This is a genomic window from Specibacter sp. NPDC078709, assembly GCF_040686795.1.
In the GTDB taxonomy this organism is placed as follows: domain Bacteria; phylum Actinomycetota; class Actinomycetes; order Actinomycetales; family Micrococcaceae; genus Specibacter.
Genome location: NZ_JBFBLU010000001.1, coordinates 669,476 through 695,337 on the forward strand (window position 1 = coordinate 669,476; position 25,862 = coordinate 695,337).

A 25,862-nucleotide genomic window follows, 5' to 3' on the forward strand; every position below is an offset into this window, starting at 1 on the left:
GTTACCCTTCTTCTTTCACCAGCGGTGCATAGCGCAACAGCAGACGCTTTTCGCCAATCTCAAAACGCACCTTGGCCACTGTCTTGTCCCCTGCACCACTGATTTCCAGAACCACGCCGTTGCCAAAGCTGGTGTGGTTGACCTTGTCGCCCACGCTGACGGAGATGACTTCTTTCTGCGGTTCCACACGCCCAGCAGCGGTGCGGGCGGAGATGCTGGGCGGCAATGCACCAGAATCGCGGCCGCCCACGGCCGATCCTGCACCCCAGGAGGAACCGGAGTAGCGGCTGGTGCCAAAGTTTCCCGCCACCGGCGCCACCCGGGCCGTGCCTTCGCGCTTCCATTCAATCAATTCGGCAGGAATCTCATCGATAAACTGGCTGGCCGGGTTGTACTGACTCTGTCCCCAGAGGCTGCGCATTTCCGAGCGGGTAATGTACAGCCGCTTGCGGGCACGGGTGAGCCCCACATAGGCCAGCCGGCGTTCTTCGGCCAGCTCCTTGGGGTCAGTGGCGGAGCGCGAATGCGGGAACAATCCGTGTTCCAACCCGGTCAAAAACACCACCGGGAATTCCAGTCCCTTGGCCGTGTGCAAGGTCATCAATGTGACCACACCCAACCGTTTGGCTTCGGCAACGGCTGCGGCAGCTTCAGCTTCGGAGCCGCCGGGGGCATCGGGAATCTGGTCGGCATCTGCCACGAGTGAGACCTGCTCCAAGAACTCCCCCAGTGTCCCCTCCGGGTTTTCCTGCCCAAATTCACGCACGACGGCGACCAACTCGGCTAAGTTTTCCACCCGCGATTCGTCCTGCGGATCGGTACTGGTGCGCAGCGCTTCAAGGTAGCCGCTCTGCTCCAACACAGCTTCCAGCGCTGTGGCCGGTGAGGAGGTTGCCGCAATTTCGGCAAGGTCGGCCATCATCTTCGCGAAGGTGTTGACGGCGTTCAGCGAACGGGAGGCAATGCCAGGAGCTTCCTCTGCCCGGGCCATGGCCGCCGAGAAAGAAATCCGCTCGCGTTCTGCCAGCGCTGCCACGGCACCCTCGGCGCGATCGCCAATCCCACGCTTGGGTTCGTTGAGAATCCTGCGCAAGTTGACGTCGTCGTCCGGGTTGACCAGGGCACGCAGGTAGGCGAGGGCGTCCTTGATTTCCTTGCGCTCGTAGAAACGGGTGCCACCCACCACGCGGTAGGGCAGGCCCACGCGGACCAGGATGTCCTCAATGGCGCGCGATTGGGCGTTGGTGCGGTAGAAAATAGCCACGTCGCCGGGGCGGAGTTCGGACTCGTCCTGAAGCCGATCAATCTCCTTGGCGATGAACCGCGCTTCCTCGTGCTCGGACTCGGCAACGTAGCCCACGATCTTTTCGCCGTCGCCCTCGGCAGTCCACAGCCGCTTCTCCCGGCGATTCGGGTTGCGTGAAATCACGGCGTTGGCGGCGCTGAGGATGTTCTGCGTGGAGCGGTAGTTTTGCTCCAACTTAATGGTGGCCGCGTTGGCGTAGTCCTGCTCGAACTCCACAATATTGCGGATGTCAGCGCCACGGAACGCGTAAATGGACTGATCGGAGTCGCCCACAACTGTCAGCTCGGCGGGAGCCACAGCGGCGCCGGCTTCGGTCCCCACAATTTCTTTTACCAGCGCGTATTGGGCGTGGTTGGTGTCCTGGTACTCGTCCACCAAGACGTGGCGGAAACGGCGCCGGTAGTACTCGGCAACGCCGGGGAAGGCGCGGAACATGTACACGGTTTGGGCGATCAGGTCATCGAAGTCCATGGCGTTGGCCTGGCGCAGACGCTGGGCATAGCCCTTGTAGACTTCGGCAACGGCTGCCGCGAAGGGGTCGCTGAAGTTGGTGTTCATGGAGTTTTCATCGTCGTCGATGAGCTCATTTTTCAGCGCTGAAATCTTGTGCATGATCGATTTCGGTGTGAACTTCTTCGGGTCCAGATCCAGCCCCTTGGCCACCAAGGTGATCAGGCGCAGCGAATCGGCAGAATCATAAATGGAGAAGTTGGAATTGAGCCCGATCGTCTTGGCTTCGCGGCGCAGGATCCTTACGCACGAGGAGTGGAACGTGGAAATCCACATGCTCTTCGCCGCGTCCCCAATGAGCGCCTCGATACGTTCGCGCATTTCCGCGGCGGCCTTGTTGGTGAAGGTGATGGCCAGAATCTGCCCCGGATGAGCCTGTCCCGTGGCCAGCAAATACGCGATGCGGTGGCTGAGCACTCGGGTTTTGCCCGAGCCTGCACCGGCCACAATGAGCAGCGGTGAGCCCGTGTGGATCACGGCGGCTTCCTGCTGCGGATTCATGCCCTCGAGCAGGCTGTCCCGATCGGGCCAGCGACGCTGCGAAGGCTCCTCCGGCTGGGCGTGCTGCTCCCAAGCAGGGGCCGCTCCGGCGAACTCCGGCATATCGGCGCCGGGATCTTCCTGCTCAAAAGGCTGCCACGCGGGCAGTCCGGCACCTGCGCTCAGCGTTGGCTTGGGCTTCTGGGGGTAAGGGTCAAACAACATATCCATGGTGCAATCTAGTGTAGTTCGCCCCACTGACATTCCCGTGCCTACCCGCTACTCGCGCGCAGCTACCCCGGCAGAGCTCCTGTCCGCAGCGCTGCGGCAAGCTCGGCCACAGCAGCTTGAGGACCAGCCACACACCAATCCAAGCCATTGACGCGCACGACGGCGGTGTCCCCGCCTGCCGCTTCAACGATCCCTTTGCCCGGGAGCCAGTCCCAGGACGGGACGCTGTGCTGGAACCATACTCCCAACTCGCCTTGGCCGACCCGGGCAAGATCGCACGAACCGGATCCCATCATGCGCAGCGTGGCCGGTAACTCGGCTGCCCGCTGCCACGGCACGGCGGCCCGGGGCTGGGCTAGCCAACCGGGGTGGATGTACGTTCCGGCAGACAGCGACCCCACCAACGCCGGCGCAAGGGTGCGGATCGGCTGCCCATTCAACGTGGCAGGCACGTCGGCGCCCCCCAACCACAGTTTGTCTTCTTCAGGCTGGAACACTGCGCCCAGCAGCACCTCAGCGTTGGTGAGCGGGTCCGGCGTCGAACTTTCAGGGGCGCCTTCATCGGTGGAGAGTGGCGAAGATCGGACCAGGGCCAGCGCCGAGCACCAATAGGAGGAGCCGCTGGTGAAGTTGTAGGTGCCATCCACCGGGTCGATGATCCAGCTGCGCCCCGAGGTGCCCACATATCCGGCGCCTTCCTCACCCAGAATGGAGTCCTCCGGGCGGGCGGCGCGCAGGGCCTTAAAGATGTGGGCCTCGGCGGCGAGGTCGGCGGCGGTGGCGAAATCGGCGACGTTCGCCTTGATCTGGCGGCCGGAGTGCAGGGCGTCGAGGCCTTCGGCTCGGATGGATAGGGCCAGGGCTCCGGCTTCGCGCAGGAGTTTCGCCGCCAAATCGCTGTCACTGGGCGCTGAATTTACAAGGTATGCCATGGGGTAAGCCTAATCTGGGCGATAATGGCTGCATGGCAAAAACTCCCGCCCAGCGTGCAGCCCTGCATGGCAAGGCTGCAACACCGCCCAGTACACCTATCGTTAACACGAGCACGACGCGGACGCCGCAGAAGGCTCAGGGCAACGCAAATCTGATCCTGATCGCCGGCTCCGTGGCCAGCCTATTCTTGTTTGCGTACCTTCATCTGCTGACACTGAACCAGATGAGGGACCTAGCCGACGGTTTGGCCATGCCGCAGTCGTTCGTTTTTGGTTTTAGTTCGGCCCATGTGGAGGCGCTGCGCCTGGCCATGGATGCCGATGCGCTGGGCCAGCTGAACTATGTGGGCAAGACCGCCGGGACCCTCTTCGCCCTGATTTTCGCCATCACGGCGTTGACCTTGATCGCCTCTAATGTGGCCAAAAAGTCGCTGCGCTGGACGCTGTGGGTGCTGCCGCTTGCCTTTGCCGCGATTTCCCTGTGGTCCAATGCGGCCGTGGATTCCATGCTTGGGGCCGAAACCCTTGACTCGGGAGCGGTGTCGCTGGCTTCGGGACTCGTCACGGCCTCATGGATGTTGCTGATCGCCTCACTGCTGGCTATCGGTGTTGCCCTGTTCCTCGGCGGCAAGAAGAAAGCCGCTTCGCTGCGAGCCTGAACCAGTTTTTTGCTTGCCTGCCTGTTCCGCTAGGCTAGGTGACGCGCCTCTGTAGTCCAATGGATAAGACAGCCCTCTCCTAAAGGGCAGATCCGGGTTCGATCCCCGGCGGGGGCACTTTTCATGCCCGCATTCAGCGCTGCCGTCCCGGCGTTTTTTGGCGCTTTGGAGAAAGTGAGAACGGTCATGGCTTCCGGGCTTATTTCCTCAGCGCCTTCCCGTGCCGGCCGTGGTGTGGCCACATCCATCGTTGCCTCGGTCCTGTTCGCCGTCATTTTCCTGATTGCCGGGCTCCTTCCGGGGTGGGGTGCTCAGGAGATCTTTGGCTGGCGCGTGGTCCTGACGTTGGCAACTCTGGGCGCAATGATGCCGTTCCTGCCCGGGGCTCGTACTGAATTAAAATCTCTTGCAAGACGAGTTCGACGCCGGCCAGCCCTCCTTCTGCCCGGGGTATTCGCGGCCGGGATCGTCGGCGTGCAGCTGTGGCTTTTCATGTGGGCGCCGCTGAATAATATGGCACTCTCGGTATCCTTTGGCTATTTCCTGCTGCCGCTGACCATGGTTTTGGCGGGGCGGATTTTCTTCGCCGATAGACTCAGCCGATTGCGGAAATTTGCGGTTGCCGCAGCGGCGGTGGGCGTGGCTCATGAGGCGTTCTCCGCGGGCGGTCTGGCCTGGCCAACTCTGGTGGTGTGTTTGGGCTACCCCATCTACTTTGTGCTGCGGCGCAAATTTGGATTCGACAACCTGCCAGCCTTTGCTGCCGAGCTACTGCTGTTGCTTCCGGTGGGCCTTTTTTTCATTCTGACCGGTCCACACGGCGTGGGTTCTGATGCCGGAACCACCGGCCTCTTCGCAGCCATCTCGATCGGCGTGCTCGGTGGTGTCGCCATGGCCCTGTATTTGCTGGCGAGCAAGTGGCTACCCCTCTCACTGTTTGGACTGCTCAGTTATGTGGAACCGGTCCTCTTGGTGGGCGTTTCCGTGTATTTGGGCGAAACGCTGGGCTGGAGTTCCATATTCACCTACGGTCCCATCTTGTTGTCGCTGCTATTCCTAGCGGTGGATGGCCGGCGCCGGACCCCTCGCCTCCGCTGACCGGCGCCGTCCACCTGCCACACCCAACGCTCCCTCTCTGCGTGCAAAACACTGGCCGCGCTAGACTCAACGCCATGAACCAGCCCCTGGCGTTTAACGGATCTTTCCCTCTTGACGAAGACGGTTTTCTGGCCTTGGTTTCCCCGGCACACTACAGCGGGTTCGTTGGCGAGGACTGGACTCTGGCTCAACTCCTGGACCGGTTCGTGGAGCAAATGAACCTGGGGAACGCCTTCATCGCCTATCCAGGAGACGACGCTGCCGATGAACCATTCCAGCTTGTGAACCGGCATGTTGCTGGCAGGGTGGTGCGGGAGGCGTCTGGCACACTCCGGGTGGGCGACGCCGGTCTGTGGCTGACGAGCTATACGCAGCTGACCATGGCAGCACAATTTCAGGACGAGGACGCTGCCGATCCTCAAAATAGCCTGCGCCTGCCCTGCGCCCCTGGCGTTCACCGGGTGTCGCTGCGTGAACTGGCAGACGCCGACTCCTCGTTTGAACTTGAGCTCCAACCGGCGGACAACGCCGTACCAGTGCAGCACAAGTCTGTCCCCTGGTTTGGGTAATGAGATTGCGTGGGCGGCGCCTCCCACTCGGCGGGCCAGGTCCCAGCGGGGGATGATGGAGCCATGAGCATTGCAAAAACCGTCATCTTGTTCGTCCTGGCCGCCGTGGCTGAAATCGGCGGCGCCTGGCTCATTTGGCAGGCGGTGCGCGAGGACAAGGCCTGGTGGTGGGCCGGACTGGGAATCGTGGCGCTCGGGGCGTACGGCTTCATCGCAGCAATGCAGGCCGACGCCAACTTTGGCCGCGTCCTGGCCGCGTACGGCGGGGTGTTCATTGCAGGTTCCCTGGTCTGGGGCATGGTGTTCGACAAGTTTTCACCCGACCGCTGGGACGTGATCGGCGCCCTTATTGCACTGCTTGGCGTCAGCGTAATCATGTTCGCCCCGAGGGCAGCCTAGCCAGTCTCCACCATTGCACCCCGTTCTCGGCGCCGTCAGTACTTTGGAATTTCGACGGCTAGGATCAACACGTGAAAAAAATCCTCAGAGTCTCAGCCGTCTGCATTTACGATCCAGCCGGGCGCCTGCTGACAGTCCGCAAACAGGGCACCAACAAGTTCATGCACCCTGGAGGCAAACCGGAGCCCGGCGAATCCGCCGCTGAGGCCGGTGTCCGGGAACTGTCCGAGGAAGTCGGACTGAAGATAACCGCCGTCGACCTTGAACTCATCGGGGTGTGGACGGGCACCGCCGCGAATGAGTCCAATACCGACATCGAAGCCACGGTCTTCACGGCTCCCGGCACGTGGGACCCTGCTGAAATACACCCGGCAGCCGAGATCGCAGAACTGCGTTGGATGCATCTGGATGCGGCCGCGGACTTCGACGATCTCGCCCCGCTCCTCACCGAGTACGTCCTCCCCCACCTCACCAACCTAAACAACTAGCCCTCCTGCGGGCCGAGGTGACTGTAGGCAAGCTGGGCCAGTGCCGCTGCCTGGCCGCCAAGGACGGCGTCGTCGAAAAGCACGCGGGGTGAGTGGTTGAATTCGGCGGTGGCCAGGTCCACCCCATCCGGCGAACAGCTCAGGAAAACAAACGTCCCGGGGACTTCCGCCAGCACGAGTGAGAAATCCTCGGACCCCATCAAGGCCGTGTCCATCAAGGCCACCCGGTTCTCACCAAACTGCGCGCGCAGCACCTTGATGGTGGCGGCGGCACTGTCGGGATCGTTGTTGGTCACCGGGTAGGTGGTCAGGAATTTCACGTCAGCGGTGCAGCCGTGGGCGGCGGCAATACCGTCGGCCAGCTGTTTGGATTCCGCGGCGAGCTTGTCGGTGGAGGCCTTGGACAGGGTGCGCACGGTGGCTCCCAAGGACGCCGATTCGGGGATGACATTGAGCCCCTCGCCGGCGGACAGCTGGGTGACCGAGATGATGACCGGGTCAAAGGCGTCGAACTTCCGGGTTGCCATGGTCTGCAGGGCCGTGCCGATCTCCAGGAGTGCCGGTACGGGATCCGTGGCGGTGTGCGGCTGCGAACCGTGCCCGCCAACCCCGTTGACGGTGATGTGCAGTTCGTTGGCGCCAGCCAAGATGGGTCCCGGCTTCGTCATGAAGACACCGTTGGGCCCCGGCCCCACGTGGATCGCGTAGGCGGCAACCGGCTTGTCCCCGGTCGCTTCAAGGAGACCCTCGCCGAGCATGACCCCGGCACCGTTGTACCCTTCCTCGCCGGGCTGGAACATGAAGATGACATTGCCGGCAAGCTCATCGCGGCGGGCAGTCAGCAGGCGGGCGGCACCCACAAGTCCAGCAGTGTGGAGGTCGTGTCCGCAGGCGTGCATGTAGTCGTTGGTTGAGGCGTAATCGAGGCCAGTCAGCTCCTTGACGGGCAGGGCATCCATGTCGCCGCGCAGCAGCACCGTGGGCCCGGGCGCGGCCCCGCGCAGGACGGCAACAACAGAGGTGGCTTCGGCACCGAGCGTAATTTCCAGGCCCAATCCGCCAAGGGCGGCAAGGACCTTGGCCTGAGTGCGGGGCAGGTCCAGACCAATCTCCGGGTTTAGGTGGAGGTCGCGGCGAATGGCCACGAGGTCATCGAGAATCTCGGCTCCGGCTGCGATGAACGACATTTAGTACCTTTCACATGGTGCAGGTTTCACCGCGCAGGAAACACGCCTGTCACCCAGAAGATACAACTTAAAGTCCCGCTTGGCCACAGCTTGGCCACAGCCGGGGCGCCGCTAGTTGCCGTCCGGCACCTCGGCGTCCGCAACAGCGGCCACAGCCTGGGCGAACTGGGTGTCGTGCAGTTCGGCGTAACGGCCACCGGCACCAATGAGCTCCTCGTGCGTGCCACGCTCAACAATGCGTCCAGCTTCCAGCACCAAAATCACGTCGGCAGAGCGGATGGTGGAGAGCCGGTGCGCAATGACCAGCGCGGTCCGGCCTTCCAAAGCCTCACCCAAGGCGGCCTGCACGGCGGCCTCATTGGTGGAGTCCAGAGCGGCCGTTGCCTCATCCAAAATCACCACGGCCGGCTGCACCAACAACAGTCGCGCAATGGTCAGGCGCTGACGCTCGCCACCGGAAAGCCGGTAACCGCGCTCCCCCACCACAGTGTCCAGACCATCGGGCAGCGCCTTCGCGAAATCCTCCAACCGGGCACGGTGCAGCACATCCCAAATCTCCGCATCCGTGGCCGTGGGCTTGGCCAGGCGCAGGTTGGAACGAATGGATTCGTGGAACAGGTGCCCGTCCTGGGTGACCATGCCAACGCCGGCACGGAGGCCATCGAAGGACAGATCCCGCACGTCCACGCCACCCAAGCGCACGGTGCCGGAATCGACGTCGTACAGGCGGGACAAAAGCTGGGCAATGGTTGATTTGCCGGCACCGGAGGACCCCACCAGCGCAATGGTCTGGCCGGGCTCTGCACGGAAGGAAATCCCATGCAACACTTCCTCGCCGCCGCGCGTATCCAGCACCGCAACGTCCTCCAGCGAGGCGAGCGAGACCTTGTCGGCGGACGGGTAGGCGAAGCGGACATCGCTGAACTCCACGGCGAGCGGCCCCGAAGGAAGCAACATCGGAACCGGCTTCTGCGCAATCAGCGGCTTCAAATCGAGGATCTCAAACACGCGGTCAAAGGAAACCAGCGCGCTCATGATGTCCACGCGCGCGTTCGCCAGGGCGGTGAGCGGGGCGTAGAGGCGGGTCAACAGCAGGGCCAGTACGACGACGTCGCCCGCGTTGAGCGTGCCACCGATGGCTAGGGCGCCACCCAAGCCATACACGAGCGCCAGGGCCAGGGAGGAGACCAGCATGAGCGCGGTGAAGAACACGAACTGCAAGATGGCCGTGCGCACGCCAATGTCACGGACACGGTTGGCGCGGGAGGCGAACTCGCGGGATTCCTCGGCGGGGCGGCCAAACAGCTTGACCAAGGTGGCGCCGGGAGCCGAGAAACGCTCGGTCATCTGGGTGCTCATATCCGCGTTCAGGTCGGCGGCCTCGCGGCGCAGCCCGGCCAGTCGGCGACCAAAACGGCGGGCCGGCATGAGGAAGATCGGCAACAAAATCAGGGCCAAAACCGTCACCAGCCACGAGGTATTCAGCATGACAATGAGCGTCAACACCAGCTGAACGGAGTTGGACACAATGCCCGAAAGCGTGCCGGAAAATGCCTGTTGCGCGCCAATGACATCGTTGTTGAGGCGGCTGACGAGCGCACCCGTGCGGGTTCGGGTGAAGAAGGCGATGGGCATGCGCTGCACGTGGTCGAACACGGAGGTGCGCAAATCCAAGATGACCCCCTCACCCAGATTCGCCGAAATCCAGCGGATCACCAGGGAGAGCCCAGCGTCCAAAACAGCTACGAGAGCAATCAGACCTGCAAGGCGGATCACCACATCCACGGCAGATTTCGCCACAATGGCATCCACCACCTGGCCTGCCAGCACCGGAGTGGCCACCGCCAGCGCCGCCGAGATGACCGACAGCACCACAAAGATCAGCAGTTTGCGGCTGTAGGGCTTGGCGAACAGGATGGTGCGGCGCAGGGTGTCCTTCGAGATTCCGCCGTTGGACTTATCCGAGCGCATGGTGCTCCAAAGTGAGCTCCAGGCAGCGCCTTCCATACTCATGCGTGTGTTCCTAATCATTAAGAGGGCAAGCTACAAGCCTAAACGCCCGGCCCCGCCTTGGGAATTCCCGGGTTCCGATTCCGCTGCCGGCCTGCGCCTCCGGAATCCGCCTCCGGCATCCTTGAGACCGAGATTCACATCACCAACGTCTCCATTGCTACGCCGGAGGAAATATTGCCGCCCGTTTTGTGGTTTCACAGTGGTAGCGTCCAATCATGGGCTCGCCGTGACCCAACAATTTCGCGGCATACGGCATTACAAAAACGTGCACAACAAACGCGCACGGCAATCGTTCACAGTAAAGGAACACATCAACATGAATCGTCGCAGTTTCGGAGTCGTCGGATTACTGGCAGCAGCATCGCTTGTCCTGGCGGCATGCGGCGGCACCTCGGATACGGGAACCACCGCTGGCGGGGACACGTCCTTGAGTAGCGTGAAGGATGCCGGTGAGATTGTGTTCGCTACCGAGGGCACCTACAAGCCGTTCAGTTACCACGAAGGTGGTGCTGGCGAGCTGACCGGTTACGACGTTGAGGTCGCCAAGGCTGTGGCCGAGAAGCTCGGTGTGAAGGCCAAGTTTGAAGAAACCCAGTGGGATTCCATCTTTGCCGGGCTGGAAGCCAAGCGCTTTGACGCCATTGCCAACCAGGTGACAGTCAGCCCGGAACGTCAGGAAAAGTATGAGCTGTCCACGCCGTACACGGTTTCCCGTGGCGTCATCGTGACTCTGGAAAGCAACACTGACATCAAGTCCTTTGCCGATCTCAAGGACAAGACCACAGCTCAGTCGCTGACCAGTAACTGGTACACGCTGGCAACTAAAAACGGCGCCAAGGTGGAGGCCGTTGAGGGTTGGGCCCAGGCTGCCTCGCTGCTGAAGGACGGCCGCGTTGATGCCAGCGTCAATGACAAGCTCACCGTGGAGGACTACATGAAGAACACGCCTAACTCGGGCCTGAAGATCGCCGCAACCACCGATGAATCCTCCGACTCCTCCATCGCCTTCCACAAGGGCTCTACTGCTCTCAAGGACGCCGTTGATGTGGCGTTGAAGGATCTCGCCGCAGATGGCTCGTTGACCAAACTGAGCGAAAAGTACTTTGGCGAAGACTTCAGCAAGTAAGCGCCGGTCACGAACCCGTTAGAGTTCAGCCATGGACTTTAATCTTTTCTGGAGTTCCTTAGGCCCCATGCTGCTGGGCGCCATCAAGGGCACCATTCCACTGACACTGGCCTCGTTTGTTCTGGGCTTGCTGATCGCGCTGGTCATTGCGGTCATGCGCATTAGCTCGAACAAACTGGCCAGTGGCGTGGGCCGGGTCTACGTCTCGATCATCCGTGGCACACCCCTGCTGGTGCAGTTATTCGTGATCTTCTACGGGCTGCCCACCATCGGGGTGAAGCTCGATCCCTGGCCCAGTGCCATCATCGCCTTCTCCCTGAACGTGGGTGGTTACGCGGCCGAGATCATTCGCGCAGCTATCCTCTCGGTGCCCCGCGGCCAATGGGAAGCCGGGCACATGATCGGGATGTCGCGCAACCAGACGCTGCTGCGCATCATCTTGCCGCAGGCCGCTCGGGTGTCCGTCCCACCGCTGTCCAACACCTTCATTTCGCTCGTCAAGGACACCTCCCTGGCGTCGCTGATTCTGGTCACCGAGATGTTCCGTGTGGCCCAGCAGGTGGCGGCATTCAGCCAGGAATTCATGCTGCTTTACCTTGAAGCAGCCCTGATTTATTGGGTCATTTGCCTCATCTTGTCGACTGCCCAGACCCGCGTGGAAAAGAGGTTGGACCGCTATGTTGCCCACTAATACTGCTTCAGTTCTTCAGGTCCGTGGCCTGACTAAGGCTTTTGGTGCCAACACCGTGCTGCGCGGCATCGATCTCGATGTCCCGCGCGGCAAGGTGGTGGCGCTCATTGGCCCCTCTGGGTCCGGCAAGACCACTGTGCTGCGTTCCCTTAACGGCCTTGAAACGCCCGACGCCGGATCCGTCACCATGGGTGCCCGGGACGCTGCGGGGGGTGAAGACCTGACGGTTGATTTCAGTGCCACAGCGGGATCGAAGAAGGCCCGTGCTGCTGAGATTGACGCGTTACGTGACCGCAGTGCCATGGTCTTCCAGCACTACAATCTGTTCCCCCACAAAACGGTGTTGCAGAACGTCATAGAAGGCCCGGTTCAGGTGCAAAAGCGCCCCCGTGCCGAAGTTGTCGCCGAGGCGGAAAAGCTGCTGGCGCGCGTGGGCTTGGCCGATAAACGCGACGCCTACCCCTTTGAACTTTCCGGCGGACAGCAGCAGCGCGTGGGCATTGTGCGTGCCCTGGCTTTGAAGCCGCAACTACTCCTTTTCGACGAGCCCACCTCTGCGCTAGACCCTGAACTGGTGGACGACGTTCTGGCCGTTATCAAGGAGTTGGCCGAAGAAGGCTGGACCATGGTGATCGTGACCCACGAACTCGCCTTTGCCCGGCAAACGGCGGACGAGGTGGTCTTCATGGACGGCGGCGTGGTGGTGGAGCGGGGTCCGGCCAGTCAGGTGCTACGCAACCCCCAACAAGAACGCACCCAAGCTTTCGTACGGCGCCTGCTCCACGAAATCTAACGCCGGGCGCTACTTCTAGGTAGCCCCGCTGTCAGGTGGTGCCGCTCCCAACAGATGGGGAGTGCGCCCCATCGCCAACTGCATTCTCGGTGACATAGCTTGATACAAAGCTATTCCACGCTACTGGATTGATTTTTCATCCGGCGTATTCCGATCTTGCACAGGGGAAACACATGAGCGAACCATCCACTGCCGGCCCTATTATTTTGCGGCGCGTGCAAATGAGCACCACGGCCTGGACACTGCTGTGCGAATCAACCAGCGCAACCCTGGGACTACCGGCAGAACCCACCAACGGGGCCGCATCCATAGCTAAGGAAGCCACAGCTGCGGGCTGGGCGGAACTCAACGAACTCCAGATGTCCCCGCTGCCAGGTGAGGTAACGCGGCAGTGGACGGGCGCCGTCGCACTTCTTTTGACGGCTCCCATCACGGTGACGGCGCGGGGCACGTACAACGGTGTCAGCACTACTAGTGCTGTGGGGCTGCGGGCCGGGCGCGGGCTGGCTGTCCACCAGCGGCACGTGTCGGAGCAAGGCCCTGCTGGGACCACCATCACCGGCAGCGAAGACAGCATGGAGATCACGCTGTTCAACGAGGAAAACGTGTGGGGTGCGGTGTCCCGGCTACTCCCACCACTGGATGTGGTGCGTGCACCGGCCAAGGCTGGACCCAGCAACGCCGAACCTGCGGTGGTCCTCGGCGCGGGGACCGATCCGGCGTCGCTCCCTCCCGAGGACGCGAACGTCACTCTCAGCGTCACCACGGTATCCCCCGGACTTCCACCGCGGGTCTGGTCAGGCATGTGGTCGGTCCAGGGCGAGACGTTGTATTCGGTGACCACCCGCAACACGGCATCGCGCCCCGAGAATAACAGCGAAAACAGCGCGGTGGCTAACACCTCGGCCAATGGGGCAGCCCCTGAATTGCGGATGACCGAGGTGCCTGCGGGGCACATTGCCCACGAACTGCTCTTCGCCGTGGTTGGCGCCCACGACGCCTTAGCGGCTGCCGAAGCCGCCGCTGCAACCGCGCCGAGTGCGGCCGGCGCTGCAACTGCGCCGAGTGCGGCCGGTGCGGCCGAGGATGGCGCCAAATGAGTACGGGGATGCAGGGGCTTGATCCCGCGGACTGCCGTGATCTAGTCAAGATCTTGCAGAATTCCGCGCGTCAGCTGGACCAGGCAGGTGCGTTCCTGAGCCAGACTGTTGCCCACACGGGATGGCAGGGGCCGGATAGCCAGCGGTTCCGCACGCAGTGGCCGGCGAACCGGAAACGCCTGAGCAGCACTGCCCGAGATTTGGACGATGCCGCAACGCAGCTGCTGCGCGAAATTGCTGAGCAGGAACGGGCCAGCTCCGTGGATGATGGCGGAGGTTTCTGGGACAGCATTATCGAGGCTGGACAGAACCTCTGGGAGGACGTCACCGAAGGCGTCGGCGATGTTGTGGATGGTATCGGCGATGCTGTTGACGGCGCCCTTGACACGGTCAGAGACGGGCTGAGTTGGCTTGGCGGGGAAATCATCCGGCTCCCTGCCATTAGACCGGTGTGGAACTTCGCCAACCAGTTGGGCCACTTGAGCGTCATGGGCTTCAATATGCTCACCGGCAATCCACCCTCCGTGTCTGCCCTGGCCGCCCAGGTGGGCTTGACCATAGGGGCTGGCATCAATTTCGGGGCGAACGTGTTTACCCGGGGCCAAGTGGATCTCCATATTTTTGACGACGGACGTCCCTACGCTGGGGACCCCATCCCTGTAGCGTTCAACACTTCACGACCAGAACTGACGCTACCCAGCTCCGCCAGCGCCATGATTCAAAGCGTCTCAGACGCGTACGTTGCCGGAGATGTGCCGGGCACCGAGAACGGTGATATCCGCATCCTGAAGATTGAACAGCCCGACGGTAGCTTCGCGTACATAGTCAACATCCCGGGAACAGAGAATTGGGGCGTCACTGGCGGTGGACAGAGCCGGGATCTGACCAGCAACCTGATGGTCATGGCGGGCCAATCCAGTTCAGCCCAGCAAGCCGTAATCCTGGCCATGCAGCGCGCCGGCATCCCTCCGGGAGCGCCCGTCATGATCAATGGGCACAGCCAGGGCGGCATGCTGGCGATCGCCCTCGTATCGGATCCTGCCTTCATGGCACAGTACAACATTACAAACGTCATGACTGTCGGTTCACCTGTGGACGGCGCCAATGTGGACCCCCGCGTCAATATCTTGGAAGTTGCACACGCGGGCGATCTAGTCCCCCAGCTGGACCTCGGCGGCCTCCGCGCTGATGACTCAGTCCCCAGCCAACCCTCCAATGTCACCACCGTGACCATGGACAACCCACCTGCCAACGAGCAACAGGACGCTCAGTTTAGTCAGACGGGTCGGGGCATCGGAGCTGGGGTTGGTGAGGCCATAGGAAACCTTCCGGGCGGAGCTACCCCAGATCAGGCCAGCAGGGTTGTCGGCGCTGCCGGGGCGGCTACTGGCACGGCTGCCAGTGACGCCATCACAAATCATGACTTCAATAATTACGTCGATTCCATGGCCAACACCGATCAGTACACACAAATCGCGGACTATGAGAACGATCCGTCCATGAATCCGTTCCTCACCAATGATGCGTCCCGGGTGACAGCCGTGGATGTCCCCACCGGCCGGTATTAGATTTGGGACAGGATTAGGTTAAGGTAGCCAGATGCTCAACAAAGCAAAAACTGTCGCCCTCGTGGGGCTGCTGGCACTGCTGCTCAGCGCCTGCAACGTCGGCGGAAGTGCCAATAAAACCGGCGACGACGGCTCCGTGGCACAAAACCTCAACGCAGCCATCGCGGCTGTTCCCGGTGTGGAGTCGGTAGATTCGCGGTACACCGTGAAATCCGGCATGGGTTCCTCCGTCACAGTGAGGATTACGGCCGAGGCCGGAACCCCTTCATTGGAAACAGTCATGGAGGAGTCCTTGAGAGCGTTTGCGGGCGCCTCCGACGGCATCAACACAACGTCAAAGGTGTCCTTCCAAGTAACCGAAGCTGGGCAGGAAAACACCATCACCCCCACCGCGCTCGGACTTCCTCAAAAGCCCAGCGTCACGCAGATCATCGCCTACGCCAACGGTGCTCAATAAACGGTACTCAATAAACGCACTACCGATAATGTTCGCCGTAAGTTCCATGATCACCGTGGCCCCTAGCCCGTTGCAGCTGGCCCGTTGCTAGTTGATCGCCGCCCGTTCTAAGGATCAACTCTGGATTGGCGAATCGCGGCGATCCCCGCTCGCAAAGATTCAACCGCAAGAGCGAGCTCCCGGCGTCCGGTCTGGCCAACGCCAATAACATTGACAAAGGCGTGGATGTGTCCGGTAGCGATCTGCCGAGTGACAGGGACCCCTGCAGCCTCAAGCTTGTCGGCGTAGGCCAGCCCCTCATCGCGCAGCACATCAAAACCGGCAACGGCCACGTGAGCAGGCGGGTGGCCGGCAACCTCCCCTAGGAGAGGTGAGACCAGCGGATCGGTGGCTTGTCCGGGATCGCTAAGATAGCGCTCCCGGTACCAATCCATCTTGGTGCCGGTCAGGAAGAACCCTTCGCCGAACAGTTCGTAGGAGCGGTGTTTCGTGGACAAATCAGTCGCTGGGTAAAACAACAACTGGTAATCCGGTGCACCCTCTTCAAGCGTCTGGGCACACACCGCTGCGCTGAAGGTGGCGCCTGCACTATCTCCGGCCACCACAACAACATCGCCCCATTGCGGCTGCGCCCGCACCCACCGGTACGCATCCACAGCGTCTTGAAGCCCGGCCGGAAAGCGATGTTCAGGCGCCAGCCGGTAGTCCACCGAAATCACGGCCACATTCGCATGGGCGGCAATGTAGCGGCACACTGAATCCGTGGAATCGAGCCCACCCACCACCCAGCCGCCACCATGAAAGTAGACCACGGCCGCTTCCACCGGGCTGGCCGGATCATTGATATAAACGCGGGCTCCCACCGAGGCTGCACGGGTTGGAATAGCAATGCTGCGCACCTCCCCCACCGGCGTACTCAACCCCAGGAGCAAGGCCGCATCGACGGTCTGTTCCCGCGCCTGAGCCAAGGAGGGGTCGTGGGGCTCTGGGAGCGCGTTGAGCAGCCGCAACGCCATCTGCACTTCGGTGAACAACCGCTGGCCGTCAATTTCCACAGGCTTTCCGGCGATCAGCCGCTGAACGGGTTCCGGCAGCGCAGCAACAGCACGAATCAGTCCACGCGCTACGCGCATTGAAACCGCACCGACCGAAATTGCCCGGGCTGAAACTGAACTTGTCGGCATGTTTCTCTCCTCATCAGGCGCCAGAAACGCCACATCCGCACAACACCGCGCCCGGATATGTGACGCGCCCGGATATGTGAGCCGTGGCGTCAGCCCACGCGCCCAGGATGTGTGTAGACGTTTAACGTGCTGCCGCGGCTAAAGCCCACCAGCGTGATCCCTGCGGTTTGGGCCAGTTCAACAGCCAAGGACGACGGCGCACTCACGGCCGCGAGCATCGGCACCCCTGCCATCGCTGCTTTTTGGACGAGCTCAAATGAGGCTCTTCCCGACACCTGCAAGATGGTGTTATTCAAGGGGAGCTGTTTTTCCCTGAACGCTGCACCCACCACTTTGTCTACGGCGTTGTGCCGGCCCACATCTTCGCGCAGCGAGAGTAGCTCGCCATCCGGGGCAAACAGCCCTGCCGCGTGAACACCACCGGTCTTTTCAAACAATTTCTGCTGTTCCCGCAGCGTGTCAGGCAATGCAGCCAGCACGGAAGCTGAAAGTAGTACCTCATCCAAGGGCGCCGCGACCCTAAAGTGTGATGACTTGTGGACCGCATCAATGGAAGCAGTCCCGCAAATTCCGCAGGCACTGGAGGTAGTGACGTGGCGTTGGGCTGCCGGCAACGGCATGGCCACATCGGGGCGCAACTGAGCTTCGACCACATTGAAGGTTTGCTGCCCGTTTTCATCCTCACCGGCACAGAACCGCAGCGAAATCAGCTGTTCCGGTTCAAAGATGATCCCTTCCGAGACCAGAAAACCTGCCACCAGATCGAAATCATCGCCCGGGGTGCGCATCGTGACAGTGAAGGACTCGTCCCCTAAACGAATTTCAAGGGGCTCCTCAACGGCCAGAGCTTCCTCGCGTATAACTCGGCGGCCATCGGTGATGCTGACCTTGGTGGCCTTGAGCCTGCGAATGAGCCGTCCCATAACATTCCTCCAATAAAACTAAAGCGTCTAAGATCAACAGTAGATGCTCCGCGATGAAGGGAACCATCATGGCTGGCAAGGCGCCGCAGGAAAACATTGACGAACAGCAACTCTCGGTGGGTAGCGTGCAGAAAAAAGCTGTAGGAATTCCAGGGATCGTGCACGCCTTGGAAATCTCCCTCAAGCAAATGGGGCCGCTGCGGTCGGTCCAAACCTTGGTGCAGATCAACCAAAAGGACGGCTTTGACTGCATGGGCTGTGCCTGGCCCGAATCCGACAAGCGGCACAAGGCAGAGTTCTGCGAAAACGGGGCCAAGGCTGTCGCCGAGGAAGCAACGAAAAGGCGCGTGCCGCCGTCGTTCTTCGCAGAGCACAGCGTCAGCGAGCTGCGCACGTGGGATGATTTCCGGCTGGGACAGCAGGGCCGCCTGACCGATCCCATGTATCTCGCCGAGGGCAGCGATCACTATGTCCCGGTCTCGTGGGAACGGGCGCTGGGGATTCTGGCCGATGAGCTCAAGGCGCTCAAAGACCCCAACGAGGCCATCTTCTACACCTCCGGGCGCACCTCCAACGAGGCAGCGTTCCTGTACCAGCTGATGGTGCGCGGGATGGGCACGAACAATCTGCCGGACTGCTCCAATATGTGCCACGAGTCCAGCGGTTCTGCCCTGACGGAGACCATCGGCATTGGCAAGGGCTCGGTGTCGCTGGAGGACATTTACGAGTCGGAGCTGATCCTGATTGCGGGCCAGAACCCGGGCACCAACCACCCCCGCATGCTCACGGCGCTGGAGAAGGCCAAGAAAAACGGGGCCATCATCGTCGCCATCAACCCGCTGCCCGAGGCCGGGCTCATGCGCTTTGAGAACCCGCAGACCATCCGTGGTTTGGTGGGTGGAGGCACCGCGCTGGCAGATGATTTCTTGCAGATCAAGCTCGGCGGTGACCAGGCGCTGTTCCAGGGGCTGGGTAAATTCCTGCTCGAGGAGCAGCGCCGCCCGGGGTCCGCGCATGCCGGCCGGGTCTTCGACACCGCGTTCATCGATTCCCACACCACGGGCCTGGGCGAGTATCTGGAACAGTTGGAGCAGGTCAGCTGGGCCGAGATTGTCAAGGCCACCGGACTCACCGAGGCGCAAATCCGGACCACCGGCGAACGCCTCTTGGCGTCCAAGGCAACGGTGGTCTGCTGGGCCATGGGCTTGACCCAGCACAAACACTCGGTGGCCATGCTGCGTGATATCGTCAACGTGCTGTTGCTCCAGGGCAACATCGGCAAGCCCGGCGCCGGTGTGTGCCCGGTCCGTGGCCACTCCAACGTCCAGGGCGATCGCACCATGGGCATCTTTGAGCGCATGCCGGAAGCCTTCCACGACGCTCTCGATGCCGAGTTCTCCTTCGCCTCCCCGCGCCCCGACGGCTTCGACACCGTCGCCGCTATCGAGGCCATGCGCGACGGTTTGGCCGGAGTTTTCCTGGGCATGGGTGGCAACTTTGTCCGCGCCACCCCGGACTCCGATGTCACCGAGGCCGCCCTTGGCCGCTTGTCGTTGACGGCGCAAATCTCGACGAAACTGAACAAATCGCACCTGATTACGGGCCGCTCTGCCCTGATCCTGCCCACGCTGGGCCGCACCGAGCGTGACACTCAGGCCGGCGGCGACCAACGCGTCACGGTTGAGGATTCCATGAGCGCCGTGCACGCCTCGCGCGGGCGGCTCGCTCCGGCGTCGGATAATTTGCTCTCCGAGGTTGCCATTGTGTGCCGGCTGGCCAAGCTGCTGTTTTCCTCGGACGACGGCGGCACCCGCCCAGGTGCCCCCGACGCCGACTGGGATGCCATGATGGGCGACTACAGCCTCATCCGCTCCCACATTGCGGCAGTGGTCCCCGGCTTTGAGGACTTCGAAGCGAAGATCGACGTGCCCGGCGGCTTCATCCTGCCGCACGGTCCCCGCGATTCCCGCACGTTCACCACCGACTCCGGATTGGCACACTTCACCGCCAATGAACTGGAGTATCCGAAGGTGCCGGAGGGGCGGCTGCTGTTGCAGACCCTGCGCTCGCACGATCAGTACAACACCACCATCTACGGCAAGGACGATAGGTACCGCGGCATCAAGAACGGGCGCCGCGTAGTGTTCGTCAACCAGAAGGATCTGGACTCCTTCGGCATTGCCGATGGCACCATGGTGGATCTGGTCTCAGAATGGAAGGACGGCGTGGACCGCCGCGCCCCCAACTTCCGCGTGGTGGCCTATTCCACCCCCGTGGGTTGCGCCGCCGCGTACTACCCGGAAACGAATGTCTTGGTTCCCCTCGATTCCAAGGCTGACGTCAGCGGAACGCCCACCTCGAAGTCGGTAGTCATCCGATTGGAGCCCGTGGCCTGACCCCCGTGGTCTTGCCCGGCCCCGCCCCGGTGGTCGGCTCCTGCCCCGGTGGTCTGGCCCCTCGAAATCGCTGCACCTCCAGCCGCTTCGTCCATCCGTGAGAAATGGTCGCTTTGATCCGTCAAAGCGACCATTTCTCACGGATCAATTTTGCAAAGCGACCATTTCTCACGGATCGCCGCAATAGCCCCCACCTAAGTGCCTAGTTGTTTCCTCCACTTGGGCGCCACATGCTGTCCCGCCCACAAAAGCACAACACAGGGTGGAGTTCATCTCGGACCTGGCCGTCAATGGAGACATGAGAACTCCGAAGCCACTTCCATTGCACCTCCTCGGGAGACCATTTACGTTCGATCAAGCCCGACAGGCTGGTGTGAGTCGTGGCAGAACCCGGGCAACCGACCTATGGACACCATGCCGCGATGTCCGTTTGCCGAAGAACGTGGCAGTCAGTCTGATTGACAGCTGCAGAGCAATCACTGCCGTGACCCCGGGAGGTCTCATCAGCCACATCACAGCAGCCAAGCTCCATGGGTTTCGGCTCCCACTTCGGTTCATCAACACACAAGATATTCATTTGTCCAAAAACCTGGGCCAAGGCAGACCTCAGCGCACCCGAGTCGAGGGCCACGAATTATCTCTGGCGGCAACGGACTACGACATAGTTCAAGGAATTCCAGTCACATCCGTTCAACGAACGCTCTTGGATATTGCGCAGGAGCTCTCAATTGATGAACTCGTTGCTGTTGCCGACCAGATTGTTTGCGCCCACAACCGTAGCTTTGGCCCGAAAAAGCTTCCAATAGTGGACATCAGTGAGCTGCACTCATACATTGCCCAGCACCGAGGACTTCGCGGAATACGAAAGTTGCAGGCGGCGATGAAGCTGGTCAGGGTCGGCGCCGATTCAGCACCGGAAACCCAGCTGCGGCTGTGCATCAACCACTGGGCCCTGCCTGAATTCATATGCAACTTTGAAATCAAGGACGCCGCGGGGAACCCCAAAGTTGCTCCGGACTTGTCCTGCCCTCGTTACCGCACCTGTGCGGAGTACGATGGCGGCCATCATTTAACTCCAGAACAACAAGCCAAGGACCACGACCGGAACTTCTTGACCACTTCGCTGGGATGGCACCAAAGCGTGATCAACAAGAACGACATGGGGAACGACGGTCTAGTAGCCATCACCAAAATAGCGCGAATGCTGGTTCTCGGAGGGTGGAACGATCCAAAAAATCTAGCCCGAAACTCGCTTGAAGGGCAGCTGTATGTCCGCAAGGACATCACGTGAATGCATCTCCGCCACGTCGACACCTCAACCTTCGTCGATCCGTGAGAAATGGTCGCTTTGATCCGTCAAAGCGACCATTTCTCACGGATCAATTTCGCGGTGAAGCGGTGAAGCAGTGAAGCGGTGCAGAGATCGGTTACCCGATCCAGCTGCCACTGCACAACCAATGCAGTGACTGCTCCCAGAATGTGTCCTTGTGGCGGCTGTGAAACAGGGCGAAGTGGCCCAGCTTGCTCTCCCCGTAATCCGCCGGCAGCAGGTGGATCACTCTGGAAGCACTGTTGGGTGTATAGGAAACGGCCCGCTTCATGGCGGGGATCGTGGCATAGGGATCGTCGTTCGGTGCCAGCGCCAGGATCGGCGCCGTCACGGCAGCTTGATGGGCGCGGAGAGATTCACGTTCTGAACCGGTAGCTGCGGTAGTAAAGTCTTTGCGGGAACGAGCCCAGTCCAGGGCAACACCGGCGGGCAGGTCTTCCATGAGCCGCAGCCTCTTAGCCGGAAAATAGCCCATCACGGCAACCAGCGGCAGCATGACGGCGGCACGTCCGAGGTGACCGATCTGGTGCCGCGGCGTGAGGTCACGCCAATATGCGTGCTGGGCGCCGACTGTCAGGATGCGGGAAAGCCCGGCCGCATGTTCGGCCATCCCCACGCCGAAACCGCCGAAGCTGTGTCCCACGAAATTCACCGGTAGCCCGTCCGAATGCTCCAAGGCCCAGGCCAGGACCGAGTCAATATCCAGCGATCCCCAGTTGTACCAGCGGACTTTCTGCCCGCGCAACGATCCGTCGCGGGATTCACCAATTCCCCGGTAGTCGAAGGTGACGGCGGTGAAACCGTTGGTGGCCAGGAATGCGGCGTAGCGGTGGTAGTAATTTGCTTTCACTGCCGTGGCGCAGCCAATGACAACCGTCCCGAGCCGCCGGGTCCCAGGGGCCACGTCAAATACCGTGCCGTGCAGTTCCCGACCGTCGGCACACTTGAACACCGTAGCCGAAGAAGTGCTCATTTCCAGGGCAGAATCATGGAGGGTAGCAGCTCCCCCATTTTGGCGCCGTGCGGCGGAACTGCCATGACGCCGTCGGCCGCTGCGAGTCCTCGCATCATGGCCGAATCGGTGTGGGCGACGGGTGAAGCCAACCCGTAGACCAAGCGGTAAGGCATGATGCGGGTGGGTCCCTGATATTCCTTGATGGGTGAGCCGCATGGCACCTCGCTCAGCGTCGGCATCGGCAGGCTTCCGAGGCGAGCTAGCAACGGTGCACCCAAGGTCATGAGTCCCACCATGGCGGCCAGCGGGTTGCCGGGCAAGCCCACGATGAACCGTCCGTCGGGCAGCTCGGCCAGCAAGGTGGGGTGGCCCGGGCGCATGGCAATGTGCGGAATGTGGAAGGTGCCACCCATGGATTCGATGGCGGCACGGAGGAAGTCAGCGCTGGAATGTCCCGTTGCGCCGGTGGTAATAACGACGTCGGCCGGGTCGTCTTCGTCGTCGGCCAGGGCGTCCAGCATGGAGGCAAGGTTGTCGGCTGCGCGTTGCAAGCCAACCACCGTCCCACCGAGCATCTCAACCACGGAACCGAGCTGAGGCGAGAAAGCGTCGCGCACAAATCCGGGTTCTGGCAGACCCGAGGGCACCACCTCGTCACCGGTCAGGACAATCTTGACGGCAGGGCGGCCTAACACCGAGAGTTCATCGAGGCCACCGAGTGCCGCGAGTGAAACATGGGCCGGGTTCAGGGTAGCGCCTGCGGCGATCAGCAGTTCCCCTTCCGCAGCCTCCTGCCCGGCGGGGCGGATATGCTGCGCATTCTTCGGCTCACCGGGACGAGCGTCACCTCCGCGTACTAGGATCGGCAGTCCGTCGTCGTCCTTGGCAAGTTCGCCCGCTTCGCTGCGCAGCACAGCTTTAGCACCAGTAGGAATCAGGCCCCCTGTGACAATGGGGACGGCCTGTCCTGGTGCCAGCCGCCGGCCAGGCTCTGCCAGAATCCACGGAGGGCTACCCGCAATGGCCCAGCCGTCCATGGCCGAAGAGGCGTAATGCGGCATAGCAAGACTTGCGAACACGTCTGCGGCAAGTATCCGGCCCACAGCCATGCTCAGCGGAACTGTATGTGCAACCAGCGGTTCTGCCGCATGCCATGCAGCCTCCCGCGCTTCCTGCCAGGTATGTGGCAAAACTTTGCCGGGCACGGCCTCGGGTAGGACAACCTCGGCCTGTGCCCTCGAACCTCCTGCTGAATCAGCGGGCACAGTGCCAGCAGTTGGTTCCCCAGTTGCAGCGGTCGGCTCGGTAGCAGCGGTGGCAGCGGCGGCCGCGTCATCCATCATGCCGGTACTAGTTTCCCTGGGACTTTTCGCCAGCATCCACGGCAGGCGCTTCCACAGCCGGGGCCTCTACAGCTGGAGCCTGTGCCGCAGCCAGCTTCTTGGCCAGCCCCAGCGCAGCCTTCATGGCCACTGGTTCAGGTGCTTGGCCCGATCCCGCCGCCAAACCTGCCGCCAGCCCCGCCACAAAAGTAGTCAGAGGCGCCGCTGGACGAACGATCGAATGCGCAGCGACACCAGCAACATTCAGGACCGCGTGAATGTCCACGTCGAGGTCGCCAATTTCAAAGGCCTCCAGAAGCTTCTGGGTCCACTCTTGCAACAACTCGTCATGATTTTCCAACAGTCATCCTTCCGCACCGGCTGCTCCCGCAGCGATCCCCTGCGCACGAGCATCCGCCCAAGTGTCAATGTCCGCCGTCAGCTCTGCTGGCACGACGAGTTCCTTCATGTTCACATTAGCAACCAGCGCGAAAACCGAGGCATTCTCCAGACGGTGCGCCGCCCGCGCCGTGTCAGCCGCGGCCCGCAACTCACGCAGCGGATAGACGGCGGCCAAGGGCTGCTTCTTCCCGTCAGCCACCGCCATCACGCCCTGCCCAGGAGAACAGTCACCAGATGCATCCAGCAAAAGTCGCGCCACCGCACCGGCCCACGGCATATCGCACGCCAGAACTAGCACGTGTCCGCGATCGGCTGCCAGAGCCTCAATCCCGGCCGCAATCCCGGCCGCAGGACCGGAATACGGCGGATCTTCCTGCACTGTCATCGCCTGGCTTGCGTGTTCGGCCGTCTCCAGCCAGCCTGCGATCTTTTCTACGGGACCTACGACGGCGATGCCGCCTTCCACTTTCCCTACACCATCCGTTTGGGCTGGGATGGGCGCCGTTTGGGCTGGGGTGGGCGCGGAAGTCAGCTGCCTAGCGGCGTTCCGGCCTGCGAGTAACCCCACGACGGCATCAAGGGTGCGTGCCAAGAGTGTTTGGCCTTCCATTATGAGCCCCGCTTTGGGTACGCCGTCCAGTCTGCGCGAGAGCCCACCGGCGAGAATCAGTGCTTGCAGAGGTCTGTCTTGATCGCCAGTCATATGGCCATCGTATCGGTCGCGCCAGCGGTGGCACTCACCGGAGAATAATTGTGCACTCACTAAAAATTTGCAGGAACTACAAATAGAATTGAAGCTGTGCTCAACGGAATCACGTGGCACTGTGCACACCTTCACAGGAATCAGCATGAGCGTGAAAACAACGCAGTCGTCGTCCGAGGACGAATCGCTCCCCAACGCTCAACACGCTCAACATGCTCAAAACGCTCAACATGCTCAGGACACCCGGGACACGCTGCGCAATAGAAAGCGGGCCGCCACACGGCTGTCCATTCGCCGCGCGGCCATTGAGCTTGGCCTTCGTCACGGCCATGAGAACGTCACCGTCGAGATGATCTGTACGGCTAGTTCCGTCTCCCAACGAACGTTTTTCAACTATTTCGGCAACAAAGAGGGCGCCTACGTCAGCCCACGGAGGCCGCTGCCGACCGCAAAGCAGCACCGAGATTTTATCGAAGGTGGCGGGACCAGTGTTTTTGGTGGGTTGTTCGGGCTGATCTCAACAACCTTTATCGAGGCCGAGACCGATCTGGAACTGTTTCAAGCCAGGCATCGGCTCATCCACCAGACTCCCGGGCTGCTGGAGCGAGAAAAAGCCAAGATCAGCGAGACGGAAGAGATCTTTGTGGGCTACATACTGGAGCGGTTCCGCCATGACGGGCGCAGCACCACAGAAACCCCGGATCTTGAGGACGAGGCACACATCGTTGTCGCCCTCGTCTCAGGTGCCCTCCGTTTTGCCCTGCAAAAATGGGCCGCAGGAAATTTCACTGCCAACCGTGAGTCCTTGATGCAGACCACCGCTGAGCTCATCCAGCACATCACCGCCAACGAACACTGGCCGTGAGCAGCCACTAACAGTCAGCAGCGCAGTACTCAACCACTGCCGCACCATCTCCTCACCCGGCGAGCCACCGCACAAGCCAGAACTCCTGAACAACAGCTGAGAAACGCCGTCGCACATTCAGCCGTACATTCATTAGAGTCATCAACCACAGCCGCCCGCACCTCACACGGCCGCT

At 61.6% G+C, this 25,862-nt stretch carries 24 protein-coding genes and 1 tRNA gene; 15 read left to right on the plus strand and 10 right to left on the minus strand.

The window, feature by feature from the left end; translation table 11 throughout:
• Nucleotide 1: 1 nt before the first annotated feature.
• Both pcrA and AB0P14_RS02905 read right to left on the minus strand, forming a co-directional pair.
• On the minus strand, nt 2-2,419 hold the full coding sequence (gene pcrA / locus AB0P14_RS02900; protein WP_363838158.1) for a DNA helicase PcrA: 2,418 nt from the start codon (nt 2,417-2,419) through the stop codon (nt 2-4).
• Between the two features lie 170 nt (nt 2,420-2,589).
• Nucleotides 2,590-3,459 (minus strand): inositol monophosphatase family protein, encoded by an 870-nt coding sequence (locus AB0P14_RS02905; RefSeq protein ID WP_363837472.1) that lies wholly within the window; start codon nt 3,457-3,459, stop codon nt 2,590-2,592.
• A 32-nt stretch (nt 3,460-3,491) separates the two neighbouring features.
• Here AB0P14_RS02905 and AB0P14_RS02910 point away from each other — a divergent pair, with 32 nt between their 5' ends.
• The 6 genes from AB0P14_RS02910 to AB0P14_RS02935 all read left to right on the plus strand — a co-directional run bounded on the left by AB0P14_RS02910 (nt 3,492) and on the right by AB0P14_RS02935 (nt 6,672).
• Complete coding sequence (locus AB0P14_RS02910) at nt 3,492-4,118, plus strand: hypothetical protein (protein WP_363837474.1); 627 nt, start codon at nt 3,492-3,494, stop codon at nt 4,116-4,118.
• A 45-nt stretch (nt 4,119-4,163) separates the two neighbouring features.
• Nucleotides 4,164-4,235, plus strand: a tRNA-Arg gene (locus AB0P14_RS02915).
• A 6-nt stretch (nt 4,236-4,241) separates the two neighbouring features.
• Nucleotides 4,242-5,216 carry an EamA family transporter RarD gene (gene rarD / locus AB0P14_RS02920; RefSeq protein ID WP_363837476.1) on the plus strand — a complete coding sequence of 325 codons (975 nt, stop codon included), beginning with the start codon at nt 4,242-4,244 and terminating at the stop codon, nt 5,214-5,216.
• A 74-nt stretch (nt 5,217-5,290) separates the two neighbouring features.
• The gene (locus AB0P14_RS02925) at nt 5,291-5,785 is read left to right on the plus strand and encodes a hypothetical protein (RefSeq protein WP_363837479.1); all 495 of its coding nucleotides are present in this window, start codon (nt 5,291-5,293) and stop codon (nt 5,783-5,785) included.
• Between the two features lie 63 nt (nt 5,786-5,848).
• Nucleotides 5,849-6,184: a YnfA family protein gene (locus tag AB0P14_RS02930; RefSeq protein WP_363837482.1), complete on the plus strand. Its 336-nt coding sequence runs from the start codon at nt 5,849-5,851 to the stop codon at nt 6,182-6,184.
• Between the two features lie 71 nt (nt 6,185-6,255).
• Entirely contained in the window at nt 6,256-6,672 is a 417-nt protein-coding gene (locus tag AB0P14_RS02935; protein ID WP_363837485.1) for an NUDIX domain-containing protein, read from the plus strand.
• Here the strand turns inward: AB0P14_RS02935 and AB0P14_RS02940 are convergent.
• A complete protein-coding gene (locus tag AB0P14_RS02940) occupies nt 6,669-7,859 on the minus strand; it encodes a M20 family metallopeptidase (RefSeq protein WP_363837487.1) in 1,191 nt (396 codons plus the stop codon). The two genes, AB0P14_RS02935 and AB0P14_RS02940, sit on opposite strands and share 4 nt — an antisense overlap.
• A gap of 111 nt (nt 7,860-7,970) precedes the next feature.
• Nucleotides 7,971-9,872: an ABC transporter ATP-binding protein gene (locus tag AB0P14_RS02945; RefSeq protein WP_363837489.1), complete on the minus strand. Its 1,902-nt coding sequence runs from the start codon at nt 9,870-9,872 to the stop codon at nt 7,971-7,973.
• A gap of 316 nt (nt 9,873-10,188) precedes the next feature.
• Here AB0P14_RS02945 and AB0P14_RS02950 point away from each other — a divergent pair, with 316 nt between their 5' ends.
• From AB0P14_RS02950 to AB0P14_RS02975, 6 genes are all read left to right on the plus strand, one after another.
• Nucleotides 10,189-10,998, plus strand: a complete 810-nt coding sequence (locus AB0P14_RS02950; RefSeq protein ID WP_363837492.1) for an amino acid ABC transporter substrate-binding protein — start codon at nt 10,189-10,191, stop codon at nt 10,996-10,998.
• A 31-nt stretch (nt 10,999-11,029) separates the two neighbouring features.
• Nucleotides 11,030-11,689, plus strand: a complete 660-nt coding sequence (locus AB0P14_RS02955) for an amino acid ABC transporter permease (RefSeq protein WP_363837495.1) — start codon at nt 11,030-11,032, stop codon at nt 11,687-11,689.
• Entirely contained in the window at nt 11,676-12,482 is an 807-nt protein-coding gene (locus AB0P14_RS02960; protein ID WP_363837498.1) for an amino acid ABC transporter ATP-binding protein, read from the plus strand. Before AB0P14_RS02955 ends, AB0P14_RS02960 begins: the two co-directional genes overlap by 14 nt.
• A gap of 173 nt (nt 12,483-12,655) precedes the next feature.
• Nucleotides 12,656-13,582, plus strand: coding sequence for a hypothetical protein (locus AB0P14_RS02965; protein ID WP_363837500.1), 927 nt, complete (start codon nt 12,656-12,658; stop codon nt 13,580-13,582).
• On the plus strand, nt 13,579-15,150 hold the full coding sequence (locus AB0P14_RS02970; RefSeq protein ID WP_363837503.1) for a hypothetical protein: 1,572 nt from the start codon (nt 13,579-13,581) through the stop codon (nt 15,148-15,150). Before AB0P14_RS02965 ends, AB0P14_RS02970 begins: the two co-directional genes overlap by 4 nt.
• A gap of 31 nt (nt 15,151-15,181) precedes the next feature.
• Nucleotides 15,182-15,607: a hypothetical protein gene (locus AB0P14_RS02975; RefSeq protein ID WP_363837506.1), complete on the plus strand. Its 426-nt coding sequence runs from the start codon at nt 15,182-15,184 to the stop codon at nt 15,605-15,607.
• Between the two features lie 107 nt (nt 15,608-15,714).
• Here the strand turns inward: AB0P14_RS02975 and AB0P14_RS02980 are convergent, their stop codons facing one another.
• Complete coding sequence (locus AB0P14_RS02980) at nt 15,715-16,791, minus strand: alpha/beta hydrolase (RefSeq protein ID WP_363837509.1); 1,077 nt, start codon at nt 16,789-16,791, stop codon at nt 15,715-15,717.
• An 89-nt stretch (nt 16,792-16,880) separates the two neighbouring features.
• Nucleotides 16,881-17,714 (minus strand): formate dehydrogenase accessory sulfurtransferase FdhD, encoded by an 834-nt coding sequence (gene fdhD, locus AB0P14_RS02985; RefSeq protein WP_363837512.1) that lies wholly within the window; start codon nt 17,712-17,714, stop codon nt 16,881-16,883.
• 68 nt (nt 17,715-17,782) lie between these two features.
• On the opposite strand from fdhD, the gene AB0P14_RS02990 reads away from it, so the two are divergent.
• Together AB0P14_RS02990 and AB0P14_RS02995 are read left to right on the plus strand one after the other, a co-directional pair.
• Nucleotides 17,783-20,110 carry an FdhF/YdeP family oxidoreductase gene (locus tag AB0P14_RS02990; RefSeq protein WP_363837515.1) on the plus strand — a complete coding sequence of 776 codons (2,328 nt, stop codon included), beginning with the start codon at nt 17,783-17,785 and terminating at the stop codon, nt 20,108-20,110.
• A 577-nt stretch (nt 20,111-20,687) separates the two neighbouring features.
• The gene (locus AB0P14_RS02995) at nt 20,688-21,401 is read left to right on the plus strand and encodes a hypothetical protein (protein WP_363837518.1); all 714 of its coding nucleotides are present in this window, start codon (nt 20,688-20,690) and stop codon (nt 21,399-21,401) included.
• Between the two features lie 136 nt (nt 21,402-21,537).
• Here AB0P14_RS02995 and AB0P14_RS03000 read toward each other — a convergent pair whose 3' ends face one another.
• From AB0P14_RS03000 to AB0P14_RS03015, 4 genes are read right to left on the minus strand one after another with little or no spacing between them, the layout of a single operon-like run.
• Nucleotides 21,538-22,413: an alpha/beta fold hydrolase gene (locus tag AB0P14_RS03000; RefSeq protein WP_363837521.1), complete on the minus strand. Its 876-nt coding sequence runs from the start codon at nt 22,411-22,413 to the stop codon at nt 21,538-21,540.
• Nucleotides 22,410-23,738 carry a molybdopterin molybdotransferase MoeA gene (locus AB0P14_RS03005; RefSeq protein ID WP_363837524.1) on the minus strand — a complete coding sequence of 443 codons (1,329 nt, stop codon included), beginning with the start codon at nt 23,736-23,738 and terminating at the stop codon, nt 22,410-22,412. The genes AB0P14_RS03000 and AB0P14_RS03005 overlap by 4 nt, the downstream gene beginning before the upstream one ends.
• 7 nt (nt 23,739-23,745) lie before the next feature.
• Entirely contained in the window at nt 23,746-24,078 is a 333-nt protein-coding gene (locus AB0P14_RS03010) for a DUF6457 domain-containing protein (RefSeq protein WP_363837528.1), read from the minus strand.
• A gap of 3 nt (nt 24,079-24,081) precedes the next feature.
• A complete protein-coding gene (locus AB0P14_RS03015; RefSeq protein ID WP_363837531.1) occupies nt 24,082-24,822 on the minus strand; it encodes an NTP transferase domain-containing protein in 741 nt (246 codons plus the stop codon).
• A 145-nt stretch (nt 24,823-24,967) separates the two neighbouring features.
• Here AB0P14_RS03015 and AB0P14_RS03020 point away from each other — a divergent pair, with 145 nt between their 5' ends.
• A complete protein-coding gene (locus AB0P14_RS03020; protein ID WP_363837534.1) occupies nt 24,968-25,687 on the plus strand; it encodes a TetR/AcrR family transcriptional regulator in 720 nt (239 codons plus the stop codon).
• Nucleotides 25,688-25,862 lie beyond the last annotated feature (175 nt).